Source organism: Nocardioides furvisabuli (genome assembly GCF_021083185.1).
Lineage (GTDB): Bacteria > Actinomycetota > Actinomycetes > Propionibacteriales > Nocardioidaceae > Nocardioides > Nocardioides furvisabuli.
In genome coordinates, this window is the sequence record NZ_JAIGQB010000002.1 from 94,825 (window position 1) to 109,208 (window position 14,384).

The 14,384-nt window shown below is 73.9% G+C and carries 15 protein-coding genes; 7 read left to right on the top strand and 8 right to left on the bottom strand.

Going from position 1 to position 14,384, the window contains the following annotated elements:
• The first annotated feature begins 312 nt into the window (after positions 1 to 312).
• The 3 genes from K4G59_RS03625 to K4G59_RS03635 are packed head-to-tail and all read left to right on the top strand — an operon-like array spanning position 313 to position 4,923.
• Positions 313 to 1,296 carry an AAA family ATPase gene (locus tag K4G59_RS03625; protein WP_231249357.1) on the top strand — a complete coding sequence of 328 codons (984 nt, stop codon included), beginning with the start codon at positions 313 to 315 and terminating at the stop codon, positions 1,294 to 1,296.
• Positions 1,289 to 2,557, top strand: a complete 1,269-nt coding sequence (locus tag K4G59_RS03630) for a DUF58 domain-containing protein (RefSeq protein WP_231249359.1) — start codon at positions 1,289 to 1,291, stop codon at positions 2,555 to 2,557. Before K4G59_RS03625 ends, K4G59_RS03630 begins: the two co-directional genes overlap by 8 nt.
• On the top strand, positions 2,554 to 4,923 hold the full coding sequence (locus K4G59_RS03635) for a transglutaminase TgpA family protein (protein ID WP_231249360.1): 2,370 nt from the start codon (positions 2,554 to 2,556) through the stop codon (positions 4,921 to 4,923). The genes K4G59_RS03630 and K4G59_RS03635 overlap by 4 nt, the downstream gene beginning before the upstream one ends.
• A gap of 252 nt (positions 4,924 to 5,175) precedes the next feature.
• Here the strand turns inward: K4G59_RS03635 and K4G59_RS03640 are convergent, their stop codons facing one another.
• The 6 genes from K4G59_RS03640 to K4G59_RS03665 form a co-directional block, all read right to left on the bottom strand.
• Complete coding sequence (locus K4G59_RS03640) at positions 5,176 to 5,622, bottom strand: SCO2097 family morphological protein (protein ID WP_231249361.1); 447 nt, start codon at positions 5,620 to 5,622, stop codon at positions 5,176 to 5,178.
• A 128-nt stretch (positions 5,623 to 5,750) separates the two neighbouring features.
• Complete coding sequence (dinB, locus tag K4G59_RS03645; RefSeq protein WP_231249369.1) at positions 5,751 to 6,929, bottom strand: DNA polymerase IV; 1,179 nt, start codon at positions 6,927 to 6,929, stop codon at positions 5,751 to 5,753.
• Positions 6,930 to 6,953: 24 nt separating this feature from the next.
• A complete protein-coding gene (locus K4G59_RS03650; RefSeq protein ID WP_231249370.1) occupies positions 6,954 to 7,706 on the bottom strand; it encodes a class I SAM-dependent methyltransferase in 753 nt (250 codons plus the stop codon).
• A 118-nt stretch (positions 7,707 to 7,824) separates the two neighbouring features.
• Positions 7,825 to 8,238: an SAV_6107 family HEPN domain-containing protein gene (locus K4G59_RS03655; protein ID WP_224278269.1), complete on the bottom strand. Its 414-nt coding sequence runs from the start codon at positions 8,236 to 8,238 to the stop codon at positions 7,825 to 7,827.
• Positions 8,239 to 8,247: 9 nt separating this feature from the next.
• The gene (locus K4G59_RS03660) at positions 8,248 to 8,571 is read right to left on the bottom strand and encodes a DUF6504 family protein (protein WP_231249372.1); all 324 of its coding nucleotides are present in this window, start codon (positions 8,569 to 8,571) and stop codon (positions 8,248 to 8,250) included.
• A 200-nt stretch (positions 8,572 to 8,771) separates the two neighbouring features.
• Positions 8,772 to 9,239: a hypothetical protein gene (locus K4G59_RS03665; protein ID WP_231249373.1), complete on the bottom strand. Its 468-nt coding sequence runs from the start codon at positions 9,237 to 9,239 to the stop codon at positions 8,772 to 8,774.
• Between the two features lie 45 nt (positions 9,240 to 9,284).
• On the opposite strand from K4G59_RS03665, the gene K4G59_RS03670 reads away from it, so the two are divergent.
• Genes K4G59_RS03670 through K4G59_RS03680 form a run of 3 tightly spaced genes read left to right on the top strand, consistent with a single transcriptional unit; the run spans position 9,285 to position 11,702 of the window.
• The gene (locus K4G59_RS03670) at positions 9,285 to 9,785 is read left to right on the top strand and encodes a YbaK/EbsC family protein (protein WP_231249374.1); all 501 of its coding nucleotides are present in this window, start codon (positions 9,285 to 9,287) and stop codon (positions 9,783 to 9,785) included.
• A gap of 3 nt (positions 9,786 to 9,788) precedes the next feature.
• The gene (locus K4G59_RS03675; protein WP_231249376.1) at positions 9,789 to 10,391 is read left to right on the top strand and encodes a DUF4126 domain-containing protein; all 603 of its coding nucleotides are present in this window, start codon (positions 9,789 to 9,791) and stop codon (positions 10,389 to 10,391) included.
• Positions 10,392 to 10,400: 9 nt separating this feature from the next.
• Positions 10,401 to 11,702: a phytoene desaturase family protein gene (locus K4G59_RS03680; RefSeq protein WP_231249378.1), complete on the top strand. Its 1,302-nt coding sequence runs from the start codon at positions 10,401 to 10,403 to the stop codon at positions 11,700 to 11,702.
• Between the two features lie 9 nt (positions 11,703 to 11,711).
• On the opposite strand, the gene K4G59_RS03685 is transcribed toward K4G59_RS03680, so the two are convergent.
• Together K4G59_RS03685 and metF are read right to left on the bottom strand one after the other, a co-directional pair.
• Positions 11,712 to 12,320: an SIMPL domain-containing protein gene (locus K4G59_RS03685; protein WP_231249379.1), complete on the bottom strand. Its 609-nt coding sequence runs from the start codon at positions 12,318 to 12,320 to the stop codon at positions 11,712 to 11,714.
• Positions 12,321 to 12,356: 36 nt separating this feature from the next.
• Positions 12,357 to 13,247: a methylenetetrahydrofolate reductase [NAD(P)H] gene (metF, locus tag K4G59_RS03690; RefSeq protein ID WP_231249381.1), complete on the bottom strand. Its 891-nt coding sequence runs from the start codon at positions 13,245 to 13,247 to the stop codon at positions 12,357 to 12,359.
• Positions 13,248 to 13,311: 64 nt separating this feature from the next.
• Between metF and K4G59_RS03695 the strand changes: the two genes are divergently transcribed.
• Positions 13,312 to 14,376, top strand: a complete 1,065-nt coding sequence (locus K4G59_RS03695) for a polyprenyl synthetase family protein (RefSeq protein WP_231249382.1) — start codon at positions 13,312 to 13,314, stop codon at positions 14,374 to 14,376.
• Positions 14,377 to 14,384 lie beyond the last annotated feature (8 nt).

Genomic DNA, 14,384 nt, shown 5'->3' on the forward strand with positions numbered 1-14,384 from the left:
CCACTTCGCTCCACCGTCAACCAGATCGAGCGTGTCCCACACGGGAATTTCGGAGATCTCCCGCCTCGTCGCTGCGGCGGGCGGTCGGCGTACGACTCCCGGCGCGGAGCGCGCGGCACGGCGGTTCCACGCTCAGATCGGTCGGTTCCGGGCCTCCGGACGGCTCCGGTGGAGCGCCGGTGGGGGAAGGTGGGCGCACCGGGTGGTGGGAAGTGGGGAAAGCGGCTTTCAGCCCCGCGTGCCGTCGCTGTGGACGAGTATGTTGCGCGCACCACATACCGTGGTGGCGACCGAACGAGGGGATGGCACGACGTGACCACTGGGGCAACCGGGCAGGCGCCTGACCTGGACACAGTGCGCCGGGTGACCGGCGCCGTACGCCAGAACATCGAGCGCGTGATCGCGGGCAAGCCCGACGTCGTCAACGCCGCCCTGGTGGTCCTGCTCGCCGAGGGTCACCTGCTCATCGAGGACGTCCCGGGCGTGGGCAAGACCCAGCTGAGCAAGGCGCTGGCGCGCAGCATCGACTGCTCGGTGCGACGCATCCAGTTCACCCCGGACCTGCTGCCCTCCGACGTCACCGGCGTCTCGGTCTTCAACCAGGACACCCGCGAGTTCGAGTTCCGCCCCGGCGGCGTGTTCGCCAACATCGTGGTCGGCGACGAGATCAACCGCGCCTCCCCCAAGACGCAGTCCGCGCTGCTCGAGGCGATGGAGGAGCGACAGGTCACCGTCGACAACGCGACCTACACGCTCGAGAAGCCGTTCATGGTCATCGCCACCCAGAACCCCATCGAGATGGAGGGCACCTACGCCCTTCCCGAGGCCCAGCGCGACCGCTTCATGGCGCGGGTCTCGGTCGGTTACCCCGTCGAGGCCGCCGAGATCGCGATGCTCGAGGGCCACACCGCCCACAATCCGCTCGACGACCTCGAGCCGGTGACCGACTCCGGCGAGCTGCGCAAGGTGATCGAGATCGTCGGCCGGGTCCACGTCTCCTCGGCCGTCCACCGCTACGCCGTCGCGCTGACCACCGCGACCCGCACGAGCAACGACCTCCACCTCGGCGCCTCACCGCGCGCCACGCTCCACCTGGTGCGCGCCGCCAAGGCGGTCGCGGCGACGCAGGGCCGCGACTACGTCCTGCCCGACGACATCCACGGGATCACCTCGCCGGTGCTCGCACACCGCCTCCTGCCCAACGTCGAGGCGACGATGAGCGGGCGCACCACTGCGGCGATCCTGTCGGGGATCATCGAGTCGGTCCCCGTCCCCGACGCCCCCAGCCGTGCGTGAGGCGCTCGCTGCCCTGACCGTCCGCGGACGGGCGTTCCTGGCCGCCGGCACCGCCACGATCGTGGCGGCCATCGTGGTCGGCCACTCCTCGGTCGTCCGCATCGGCGTCCTGGTCGCCGTCCTGCCGCTGCTGACCGCGTGGTGGGTCGGGCGCTCGCGCTACCGCCTCGCGCTGGTCCGCACGGTCTCCCCCCAGCTCGTCGTCGCCGGCCAGCCCGCGACCGTCGAGCTCACCGTCGCCAACGAGTCGCGCACCCCCACAGGCGTGCTGCTGCTGGAGGAGCGGCTCCCCTACGTCCTGGGCACCCGACCGCGCTTCGTGCTCGAGGGCCTGGGCCACGGGTGGCGCCGCCACGCGACCTACCAGGTCCGCTCGGAGCTGCGCGGCCAGTTCGACATCGGTCCGATGTCGGTGCGGGTGACCGACCCGTTCGGGCTCGTCGAGCTCGGGCGCACGTTCCACGCCACCACCCGCCTCACCGTCACCCCGCGGACGATACCGCTGCCGAGCATCCCCATGGGCGGCGCCTGGACGGGCTCGGGCGACAACCGTCCGCGTGCCTTCGCCACCGGCAGCGCCGAGGACGTCACCGTCCGCGAGTACCGGCGCGGCGACGACCTGCGGCGCGTGCACTGGCGCAGCTCGGCGCGCACCGGTGAGCTGATGGTGCGCCGCGAGGAGCAGCCCTGGCAGTCACGCGCGACGGTGTTCCTCGACAACCGCGGCACCTCGCACCGCGGGCAGGGCGCGGCGAGCTCGCTGGAGGGGGCCGTGTCCGCCGCCGCCTCGATCGCGGTCCACCTGGCCCACCACGGCTACACCGTCCGCCTGGTCACCGCGTCCGGCGACAGCCGCGAGACGCAGTGGCACTCCCAGACCGCCGAGGCCAGCACCATCCCGCTGCTGGAGGCGCTGGCCGTCGTGCAGCTCGACCACTCCCCCGCTCCCGACACCCAGTGGCTCGCCGAACCCGGCCACGGGGGCCTCACGATCGGGGTCTTCGGTGGCCTCGGTGAGCGCGACCTACCATTCCTCCGCCGGCTCCAGCACCACGCGTCGTCGAGCCTGGCCATCGCCCTCGACGTCGACGCCTGGGCGCCCCACCTGCCCGTGCATCCCGGCGTCGGCGCGACCACCCACCTCACCGCCAGCGGGTGGCGCTCGGTCACCCTCGGCCCGCGCGACCGCCTCGACACCTCGTGGCAGGAGCTCGGGATGATGCAGAGCCGTGCCGTCGCACCGGCAGGAGCCGCCCGATGAGGTCGTCGTGGAGCACGCTGCCGCACCAGCTCCGGATCGCGGGGATCGCCCTCCTCGCCGCGTGGGTCACGGTGCTCTCGTGGAGCGTGCTGACCGCCGGCTTCGCGCGCGTCGGCATCCCGCTGCTGATGATCGGCGTCGTCCTGTCCGGAGGCGGAGCCCTCGCCCGCTGGGCGCGACTCCCCGCTGCGGCGATCGTCGCCGCGCAGGTCGTGCTCGGCGCGCTGCTCGTCCTCGGCACCACCACGGGCTCGCCCCTGCCCACGCCCGCCAACGTCGACGCCTTCCTCCTCGCCCTCGACGGTGCGCTGGAGAGCTCGCGCAGCTATGCCGCACCCGTGCAGCTCGGCGTGCCGCCGGTGCACCCGCTGCTGCTGATCGGCGGCACGCTCGTCGTGCTCCTCGTCGACGTCATCGCCTGCACCCTGCGCCGCGCACCGGTGGCCGGACTCGTGCTGCTGGCGGCGTACACCCTCCCGGTGGCGGTCACCGGCGAGGCCGTCTCGTGGTGGCTCTTCGCCGCTGTCGCGGCCCTCTTCCTCACCCTCGTCTTCCTCCAGCACAGCGACCACGTCACCAGCTGGGGACGCTCGCCCGAGGCGGACCGGTCGTCCTTCTCGGTCCGCACCGGTGCGATCGGCAACACCGCCATCGCCCTGGGGGCCGCCGCGATCGCGCTGGCCGTGGTCGTGCCGGCGGCCGTGCCCACGATGAGCATGAGCGTCTTCGACGGCAACGGCCCCGGCACCCGCGAGGTCGAGGTGCAGGACCCGATGGTGGACCTGCGCCGCGACCTGAGCCGTGGCCGGGACATCCCCCTGCTCTGGGTGACCACCGCCGGACCGCGGCCGACCTACCTGCGCCTCTCGGTGCTGACCCGCTTCAACGGCGAGTCGTGGACCCCGGGCGACCGTGAGATCCCCGACACCCAGACCGCCACCGGCGCCCTCCCGCCCCTGGACGGGGTGAGCCCGGCCGTGGCGCGCAAGGAGCACAAGTACGACGTCCGCATCGGGCCGGACTTCGAGTCCACCTGGCTGCCGACCACCGCGCAGGTGAGCCGCATCGCGGCCGGAACCGACTGGCGCTACGACGTCAACACACGCGACTTCATCGGTGCGCGCGACGAGGTCACGACCGCCGACCGCACCTACGACTTCACGGGCGTCCAGCTCGACTACGACGCCCAGGCGATGAATGACGCCGTGTCGGGAGCCGGCAGCGTGGCCGGCACCTTCACCGACGTGCCGTCGTCGCTCAACAACGAGATCGAGCGCCTGGCCGCGACCGTGACCGCGGACGGCCAGACCCGCTTCCAGAAGGCCCAGCTGCTGCAGCAGTGGTTCCGCGAAGACGGCGGCTTCCGATACGACGTCGCGCAGGCCGAGTCGGCCGGCAGCGGCGGGGCGGACCTGCGGGCGTTCCTCCTCGACGACCGGGTCGGCTACTGCGAGCAGTTCGCCGCCTCGATGGCCATCATGGCGCGCGTCATCGGCATCCCGAGCCGCGTTGCGGTCGGCTTCCTGGCTCCGGACAGGTCGACCAACGGCGCGTGGGAGTTCTCCTCCCACGACCTGCACGCGTGGCCGGAGCTCTACTTCCCCGGGTCGGGCTGGGTGCGCTTCGAGCCCACGCCGCAGGCACGCGCCAGCGAGCCGCCCGCCTACACCGCAGCCGAGTTCGAGGCCGTCACCGAGAGCCCCAGCCCCAGCGCGAGCCGCTCCACCGAGCTGCTCCCCGAGCGCGGCGACGAGCCCAGCGCCGACACGGGCGCGTCCGACGCGGACACCACCTCGATCCCGTGGGTGCCGATCATCGCGTCCGCGCTGGGCCTCGCCCTGCTGGCCCTGGTGCTGCTGACCCCGCGACTGGTGCGCGACGCCCGCCGTCGCCGCCGGCTCGCCGGTGACGTCGAGGACCTCTGGGTCGAGCTGCGCGCCGTCACCCGCGACCTCGGCCACGACTGGCCCGTGGGCCGCTCACCCCGGCGCGTCGGTGACTGGCTGGGGGGACTCCTCGCCACCCCCGCGGTGGGTCGCGACCGGCCGGACCGTCCACGACGCGGCCGTGAGCAGGCGCCTGACGCGGCGCAAGCCCTCGACCGGCTCGTCGTCGCGCTCGAGCGCAGCCGCTACGCCCGCGACCCGGAGTCCTTCACCGCCGCCCAGCACGCCCACGACGCGGAGCTGGTGGAGCAGGCGCTGGTCGCCGGCGTCACGCCGCGCGAGGTCCGTCGTGCCTCGTGGTGGCCGGCCTCGGTCGTCGGCCGACGCAGCACCTGGCGCCCGCGCAGCCGTTCCGGGGTGGCTCGGACCCAGACCCCGGACCACGAGACCGGCCGGACGGTCGACCAGCTCGTCGGCTGAGGGGGCACTTCCTCGCGCTGGGAGGTGCCGAGCGGGCACTTGCTCGCGCTGGGAGGTGCCGAGCGGGCACTTCCTCGCGCGGGGAGGTGCCGAGCGGGCACGTCCTCGTACTCCAGGGCTCGGCCTACGGACGCGAAGGAACCGCCCGGTCAGTGGGTCCAGCACCGAGGAACTGCCCGGTCGGCGCGGATCTGCGCCACGAACGGCCCGGTCAGCGAGCTCCGGCGCGAGGAACCGCCCGGTCGGCGAGTCTCAGACGCCGCGCTCGCGGCGACGGCGCCACCGCTCCTCCATGCGCTCCATGAACGGAGCGCTGGAGCGCTGGCGGCCCGCACGACCCGGGCGGTGCTGACGACCGCCGTCGACGACGCCGAAGCCGGACTTGCCCGAGGCGCGCACCTTCGGTGCTGACTGGCCGGGATGGCGCGACGAGGTCAGCGCGAGGATCGCGCCACCGAGCATCACGACGAAGCCGAGGACGCCCAGACCGGTGCGGACCAGCGGGTTGTCACCGAGGAGCACGGCCCCTATGAGCGCGCCGACGCCCACGAGGAGGATGCCGCCACCGAGCACCATGCGGCGACGGGCGGCGCGCTGGAACGAGGTGCCGCGCAGGGTCGAGGCGAACTTGGGGTCCTCTTCGACGAGCGCGCGCTCCATCTGCTCGAGCAGTCGCAGTTCTTCCTCGGAGAGCTCCACGGTTCCTCCTCACCTCGTGCCTCAAGTCTAGGCACGGTCCTGCACCTACGGTAGGCGTGATGGTGAAATTCCCCTGACCCGGACATGCGAACCGTCCGTCGGGGGTCACTCCGGCGCCGTACGAGCGGTCAGTCCCGACGGACGAGGCTCGCCGGACGCACCGCGGCGGCGCCGAACCTGCGAGTCGCCCGGTCGACCGCGCGGTCGGCCTCCGCCCACCCTCGCTCGGGCTCCCCGAGCGCCAGCTGGTGGTGGACCGTCGCGCGAGGCACGAGCCCCTCCACGCGTACGCCGACCAGGCGCAGGCGGGCTCGCTGGAGGCCGAGGGCGTCGTAGAGGTGGGTCGCAGTGCGGTGGATCTCGACGGTGACGTCTGTGGCCTCGGCCAGCGTGCGCGAGCGGGTGATGGTGGTGAAGTCGGAGAAGCGGACCTTGAGGGTGACCGTCCGCCCGGCCACCCGGGCCGAGCGCATCCGTCCGGCCACCCGCGCCGAGAGCCGCAGGAGCTCGCGGACGACCACCTCACGGTCGTCGGTGTCGCGGGCGAAGGTCTCGTCGGCGCCCATCGAGCGCTCCGGCTCGTAGGTCCCGGACCGGACGGTGAGCTCGCCACGGTCGGTGCCCCAAGCGAGGTGGTGGAGCTGGCGCCCGAGGTGCGCGCCCACCGCGGCCTGGAGGGTGGCGAGCGGCGTGTGTGCCACGTCGCCGACAGTGAGGAAGCCGAACCGGTGCAGCAGCGCCCGGGTCTTCTCGCCCACGCCGTAGAGCTCGCCCACGTCGAGCGGGTGGAGGAAGGACGTGAGCTCCGCCGGGGGCACCACGACGATCCCGTCAGGCTTCGCGCGGCGGCTGGCGACCTTCGCCACCGACACCGACGCCGCGACGCCGACCGAGCAGGTGATGCCCTGCTCGTCGTGGATCATCGAGCGCAGCCGCTCGGCGATCTGCCGAGGCGAGCCGAGGCGCCGCGCGGACCCCCGCACGTCGAGGAACGCTTCATCGAGCGACAGCGCCTCCACCAGGGGCGTGACCTCGCGGAAGGTCTCCATGACCGAGGCCGAGACGCTCGTGAAGGTGGCGTAGTCGGGCGCGAGCACCACGACGTGCGGGCACAGGCGGCGTACGCGGGTCATCGGCAGGGCCGAGCGGACGCCGTAGCGGCGGGCGACGTAGTTGGCGGCCAGCACCACCCCGCGCCCACTGCCGCCGACGACGACGGGCTGGTCCACGAGGTCGGGGCGCTCGCGCAGGGCGACGGAGGCGTAGAACGCATCCATGTCCACGTGCAGCAGCGGGGTGTCGGTCACCGGGCGCCCCCGGCCGCAGGCCGCTCAGCGAGAGGCGATGACGTGCAGCTGCGCGGCGAGGGGAAGGTATTCCGGACGGGTGGCAACGGCGCGCTCGAGCTCGACCAGCGCCGCGGACGCGCCGGGCTCGAGGTCGAGAAGGCTCCCGGGGACGAGGTCGGCGAAGACCCGCACGGCCTGGACGGCGGCGGGCTGCATGCCGGCCCCCACGAGCAGGTCGACGACCTCGTCGTGGGTGAAGCGGTGCCCGCTGCGACCGGCGGAGGCGTGGTCGCCGTCGAGCAGCTCGCGCGCGGCCTGGAAGTGGCCGGCCATCGCGCGGGCCACGACGGCGGCGTGGCGCTGGGCGACGAGGAGGCTGAGGTGGCCCCCGGGACGAAGCACCCCGGCGATCGCGGACAACGACGCCGCGGGATCATCGACCATCTCGAGCACGCCGTGGCACAGGACCAGGTCGGCGTCCTCGACGAGCCCGCGCAGGTCGGACAGGTCGCCCTGCTGCCCGGTGACCCGATCGGCGACGCCCCGCTCGCGAGCGCGGCGGTCCAGCGAGGCCAGCGCGTCGGGACTGGGGTCGATGACCTGGACGGCATGTCCCAGCTCGGCCAGGGGCACGGCGAAGCCGCCGGTGCCACCGCCCACGTCGATGATCCGCGCCTGCTGCTCGGGGAAGGCACCGGGCGCGTCGAGCACGCGGCGCACACCGTCCCAGACCACGCCGGTCCGCACGGACTGACGACGCTCGCTGGCGGAGGAGCTGGCAGAGGGCTGCGGCATGGGGGCAACCCTAGTGGGAGCGTCACCGCGGCCGGGCTCGTCCCGGGCTCCCGGGGCTGCGGTGCCCCAGGCTGCGCGAGAGGCCGGCCCGCGAACCTGCCGGGCCGCCGGCGCCACCTCACGCCACGCTGGCGTGCGGCACCAGGCCGAGCGCCTGCTCGATGACGGCCAGGAACCGGTCGGCGTCGCGCACCAGGTCATCGGCCTCGCGCTCGCTGACGGCACGGGTCGAGCCCGCCTCGGCGGCGGCGCGCTTGGCGGCACCGGAGGCGAAGAAGCTCGCCCACTCGGTGAGCTCGGGCGCGACCTCGGCGAGCAGGACCCAGGCGTTCTTCTGCCGTCGGCCCCGCGGCGCCGGCTTGGCTCGCGCCGCAAGCAGTGCGGCCGCTGCACACAGCGCGGCGACGTGGGCGCAGGCATAGCGGGTGGGCACGTCGCGCGCGGTGATCGCGTCGTGGAGCGAGGTGGCCGAGCGCTGGAGGTAGGAGTGGGCGGACGCGGGGACGAGGTGGGGGCTCAGGGTGTGGTCCATGTCGACGCCTCAGTCCGGGCAGCCGACGAGCTGCCAGCGCCCGTCGGTCCAGTCGAAGGACAGGTCGAACACGCCGCAGGTTGGCGGGGACTCCTCGTCGGGCACACGACGGCCGGGCGAGGCACCGCGTCCGGCCTCCACCCGCCACAGCTCCCGCTCGGCCAGCGGGTGGCTGGCCGCGCCGTCGCCGTCGGCCGCGCCCTGCCACCACGGGCCTGTCTCCACCCGGTGCGCGAGCACCGAGCGCACCTTCCACAGGCGGCCGCGCCACAGGAACTGGTCGGGGTCCTGCTCCTCGCCGCGTCGCACCTCGACGGGGTCGTACTGCCTCATCACGCCTCCTCGCACTCCGTCGACCCCGGGGCCGACCCGGGCGGAGATGGGGGTCGAGGTCACCGCCACCCGGGTCGCATCGAACATCTGTTCGAACACCCCGAACGTTACTCCTCCCCACCGACAACGCGTCAAGAGCGGGCGAGGAGTCGCTCGAGGGATCGCCCAAGGAGCGGGTGGAGCCGGCAGGCGGGCGAGGCTCAGGCGCGCCGGAGGTAGGCCGTGGTCTCGCGCTGCCAGAGGAAGAACGAGAGCACCAGTCCTTCGAGGATGACCAGCGCCGACAGCACCACGAAGATCGTGGGGAGGTGGGAGTCCAGGCAGACCGCCCCCACCAGAACGCCGACGCCCGCGGTCGCGGTGAGCACCGGACGGGTCCAGGCGTGGCCGCCGAGGAAGAACGAGGCGAGGACCACCGCCAGCAGGGCGAAGCCGATGAACGCCACCACCGCCAGCGCCACGAAGCCTGGCACGATCGGGTCGTCGCGCAGCTGCTCGATGCCGCCCTGGGCCAGCAGCTCCTGTGCCGTCGGGTTGCCCTGGGCCCAGCCGAGGATCACCTCGTCGCGCATCAGCCAGGTCAGCAGGGTGATCACCCCCGAGGTGGCCACGATCAGGCCCAGCACTCGCACGCTGTTGGTCACGGACCGGGGCACGTCGCGCGCCATGCATCACTCCTGAAGCTCATCGGTTGTCGTCGCTAGGCTCGCGTCATGTCGACCGAGCACACATCGATCACCTCATTTCGAGGCGAGCTCACCCGGCGCGGCGGGACGGGTGACGTGGTCATCCTGCCCGACAGCGCCCACACTGCGGCACTTGCCGCGGCGGCACTGGGCTGCGAGGTGGGCGCCATCGCCAACAGCCTGCTGTTCGACGCCGGCGGCGAGCCGGTCCTGGTCCTCACGTCGGGGGCGCACCGCGTCGACACCGCGGCGCTCGCGCGGCGGATCGGTGTCGGTCGGCTGAAGCGCGCGGACCCCGAGTTCGTGCGCCGCCACACCGGACAGGTCATCGGCGGCGTCTCCCCCATCGACCACCCGGAGCCGGTCCGCACCTGGATCGACCCGTGGCTGCGCCGCCACGACGTGGTCTGGGCTGCGGCGGGCCATCCTGCCGCGGTCTTCCCCACGACGTACGACGAGCTCGTGACGATGACGGGAGCCGTCGAGGTGGACGTCGAGGCCGACCCGAGCCCGCAGGACGGTGCCTGACCCGTGGACGCGCTGTCCCTGACCTTCTCCAGCGGATGGGCGAGCGGCATCAACGCCTACCTCGTCGTCCTCGTCCTCGGCATCGCCGACCGGGTCGGCACGGTCGCGGAGATCCCCGACGCGCTCGGGCGGTGGGACGTGCTGGCGGTCGCGGGCTTCCTCTACGCGATGGAGTTCATCGCCGACAAGATCCCCTACATCGACTCCACCTGGGACGCGATCTCCACGGCGATCCGCCCCACCGCGGGCGCCGTGATCGGCGTGCTGCTGGCCGGCGAGGCCTCGTCGCTCGACCAGGCGGTCCTCGGCGTCGTCGGTGGCGGCACCGCACTGCTCAGCCACCTCGCCAAGGCCGGCGGGCGGCTGGCGATCAACACCTCGCCCGAGCCCGCGACCAACATCCTGGCCAGCCTCACCGAGGACGCCGCGGTCCTGACCGTGGTGTGGTTCTCGCTCGAGCACCCGCGGGCGGCGGCCGCCGTGGCCGGCGTGCTGCTCCTGCTCGGGCTCGTGATGCTGTTCTTCCTCTCGCGCCTGATCCGCCGCGGCTGGCGTCGGTGGAAGGCGGGCACGACACGCACTGCCATCGGAGGGCCGGTCGCCTAGGGTTCACCCGTGGCGCGCGTGGTGGTGGTCGGTGGCGGGTTCGGCGGCATGGCGGCGGGTGCGCGGCTGGCCAAGGTGGGCCACGACGTCATCCTCCTGGAGCGCGCTGACCACCTCGGCGGTGCCCTGACCTCGGTCGAGCACGACGGCTTCACGTGGGACGCCGGCCCTGCGAGCACCCTGCTGCCCGCCGTGGTCCGCGACCTGTTCCGCAAGTCGGGCCGTCCGCTGGAGCGCGAGCTCGACCTGCAGCCGCTGGACCCGGTCCGCGAGCACCGCTTCCGCGACGGGTCGTCGGTCCGGGTGCCCGGCGGGTCACGCGCCGCCCAGCTGGCTGCCTTCGAGGGCCTCGGGCCGGGCCTGGGCCAGCAGTGGGTCGACCACGTGGCGTCGTACGGCGAGGCGTGGGAGCTGCTGCGCAAGGAGTGGTTCGAGCGGCCCTTCGACGCCGACGTCGCGCCGCGCGAGCTGATCGACCTGCTCGGGCGGCGCGAGTCGCTGGACAGGCGGCTGCGCCGGGCCTTCCGCGACGAGCGGTTGCGGCTGGTCGCCGGACACCGGGTGGTGATGGCGGGCCACGAGCCGCGCAACGCACCGGTGCACGCCGGTGTCGACACCTACCTCGAGCAGCGCTTCGGGGCCTGGACCGTCCCGGGCGGCCTGGCCGCGCTCGGCACCGCGATGGCCGCGCGGCTCGAGCTGCGCGGCGTCACGGTCCTGACCCGCACCGAGGCACTCGACCTCGTCGTGCGCGAAGGTCGGGTGGCGGCCGTGCGGACCACCGACGGCGAGCTGGACGCCGACCACGTCGTGGTGGCGATCGACCCGCGCCGCCTGCCCTCCCTGGCGTCGTACGTCCGGCGCACGATGCCGGCGATGCCGCCCGTGGTCTGCCACGTCGGCCTGGCGGGCGACGTCCCGGACCTGCCGAGCGAGGTGGTGGTGCACGGCGACCCGCTGCTGGTCGTGCGCACGGGGGGCCGGGCACCCGACGGCGCCGCGGCCTGGACGGTGCTGGGGCGCGGCCGCATCGCCGAGGACGTGCTGCTGGCGCTGGCCCGGCAGGGCGTCGACGTGCGCAAGCAGGTCGTCGCGCGCGTCGACCGCAGCCCCCGTGACCTCGTCGAGGAGTGGGGCGGGTCGCCGTGGGGCGTGCTGTGGCAGGGGCCGCGCACGTCGCGCGACCGGCTCGGGCCGCGTACGCCGATCCCGGGCGTGCTCACCGCCGGCGCGCACGCGACCACCGGGTCGGGACTCCCCTTCGCCGGCCTCAGCGCCGCGCTGGTCGCCGCAGTGGTCGGCCGCGCCTGACGAGAGCCGTCAGTGGGCGAGCTCCCACACGACCGTGACGGTGCTCGTCACCGTCGCCTCGCCCGGCTCGATCGCGCCGGCGTCGTGGGTCATCGCCATCCGGGCAAGCGGTTGCGGGCCGCCCTGCGTCGCGTCGCCCTCGACGATCGTCTGCACCGCACCGAGGCCGCCACCGGCCATCCGGGCGAGGGCCGCCGCACGGTCTCGGGCGTCGTGGAACGCCGCCTCGCGCGCCTTGTCGCCCGCGCCGTGGTCCTCGGTGACCTCGAGCCCGACGCTGTCGACCGCGAGGGCGTCGCCGACCTCGGCCGCGAGCTCGCCGAGCATCGCGCCCGCCGCCGACAGGTCGGCGCACCCGACGGCGAAGGTGTGCCGGGCCTCGTAGCCCAGGCGGGTGCCGGAGTGGTCGTGCCAGGGCCACACCGTGATCCCCGTGGAGGCGATCCGGCGCTGCTCGGTGTGGCGCCGTGCCACCTCGACCACCGCGCCGGCCGCTGACGACATGGTGTCGTAGGCCTCCGCGACGCCGGCGCCGCGGGCGACCGCGGACAGCCGGACGACGGCGCTGTCGGGCGCGACGCGGACGGTGCCGGTCCCCGTGACGGTGACGGTCATCATGCGAGCCACCGTAGCCGGGGCCGTGGCGGCGCCGGGTCAGACCGTGATGCGCAGGTTGGCGAAGATCTCGCGCGTCGCCTTCGACCGGTTGAGGGTGTAGAAGTGCAGGCCCGGGGCGCCGGCCTCGAGCAGGTCGCGGCAGAGCTCGGTCGCGATCGCGATGCCCTCGGCCCGCAGCCGCTCGGGCTCATCGGCGAGCGGCTCGAGCCGGGTGGTGATCTCCTCGGGCAGCTGGCGGCGGGAGAACTCCACCATCCGCTGCATCGAGCGGAGGTTCAGGATCGGCATGATGCCGGGGATGATCGGGAGGTCGGCGCCCACCGCTCGCGCCCGCTCGACCAGGCCGACGTAGTCGGAGGCGCGCAGCACCATGTCGGTCACGGCGAACTCGGCGCCGGCGTCGTGCTTGGCCTTGAGCACGCGCGCGTCGGTCTCGAGGTCGACCGCGTCGACGTGGCCCTCGGGGAAGGCCGCCACCCCGATGCGCATGTCGGCCCGCTCGCGGATCAGCGCGACCAGCTCGTTGGCGTAGGTCAGCCCGCCCTCGGTCGGCGTCCAGGGGCTCCCGGGACCGCTCGGCGGGTCCCCGCGCAGCGCCATCACGTGGTGCACGCCGGCCCGGCTGAGGTCGTCGAGGATGGTGGTGAGCTCCCCGACCGTGTGACCGACGCAGGTCAGGTGCGCGACCGGCAGCATGCTGGTCTCGCGCGCGATCCTCTCGGTGATGGCGACGGTGCGGTCGCGTGTGGTGCCGCCGGCGCCGTAGGTCACCGAGACGAAGGTCGGCCCGTAGGGCTCGAGGTCGGTGATGGCCTGCCAGAGCTGCTCCTCACCGGCCTCGTCCTTCGGCGGGAAGAACTCGAAGGAGAAGGACCGCTCGCCGCGCGCGAGCAGGTCGCGCATGCTCAGGCCCCGTCCGTCGCTCATGGGCGCAAGCCTACGGAGCCCCGCGATGCGCTGGTGCCCTTGTCCACTGATTAGGCTCCACGACGTGACGACCTGGGATCCCGCACCCTTCCGCGACCAGGTCCAGCAGGTGCTGGATGACTTCCTCGACCGACGCGCCGCCGAGCTCGCGCCGCTGGGCCCCGACGCCGGCCGCCTGATCGACGAGGCGCGTACGGCGGTGCGCGGCGGCAAGCGCTTCCGTGCCGCCTTCTGCCACTGGGGCTACCGCGCGGTGCGGTCCGACGTCGCCGACGCCGCCGCGCTGGCTCGCGCGTGCGCGTCGCTGGAGGTGCTGCACGCCAGCGCGCTCGTCCACGACGACCTCATGGACGCCTCCGACACCCGGCGTGGTCGTCCGGCGACGCACCGCGCCTTCGAGGGCGAGCACCGCGCGGCCGGCTGGCGAGGAGGTCCCGAGCAGTACGGCGCCGCCGCTGCGATCCTGCTCGGCGACCTGCTGCTCGGCTGGTCGGGCGACCTGCTGCGCGGCTCCGGCTTCGCGGCGGACGAGGTCGCCGCCGGCGTGACGCTCCTCGAGCTCTGCCGCACCGAGGTGATCGCGGGGCAGTTCCTCGACGTGTCGGTCCAGGCCCGCGGCCACGCGGACGTCGACACGGCGATGACCGTGCTGCGCTACAAGTCCGCGAAGTACAGCATCGAGCGCCCCCTCCACATCGGTGCCGGCCTCGCCGGCGCCACCGCCGCGCAGCTCGAGCAGCTCGGCCGCTTCGGCCTGCCACTCGGCGAGGCCTTCCAGCTGCGCGACGACGTGCTCGGCGTCTTCGGCGACCCGGCCGAGACCGGCAAGCCGGCCGGCGACGACCTCGTGGAGGGCAAGCGCACGGTGCTCGTCGCCCTGGCCCTCGACGCCGCTCCCCCGGCGGCCGCCCGGCGCCTCGACGACGCGCTCGGCACCCCGCTCGGCGCGACCGACGTCGAGGAGCTGCGCGCCATCATCGAGGACTCCGGCGCCCGCGCGCAGGTCGAGGCGGTGATCGGCTCGCTGGCCGAGCACGCCGTCGAGACGCTGCAGGCCGCCGAGATCGACGACGAGGCCCGCGTGGTGCTCACCGAGCTCGCGGCCGCGGCGACCCAGCGCACCGTCTGAGTCGCTGA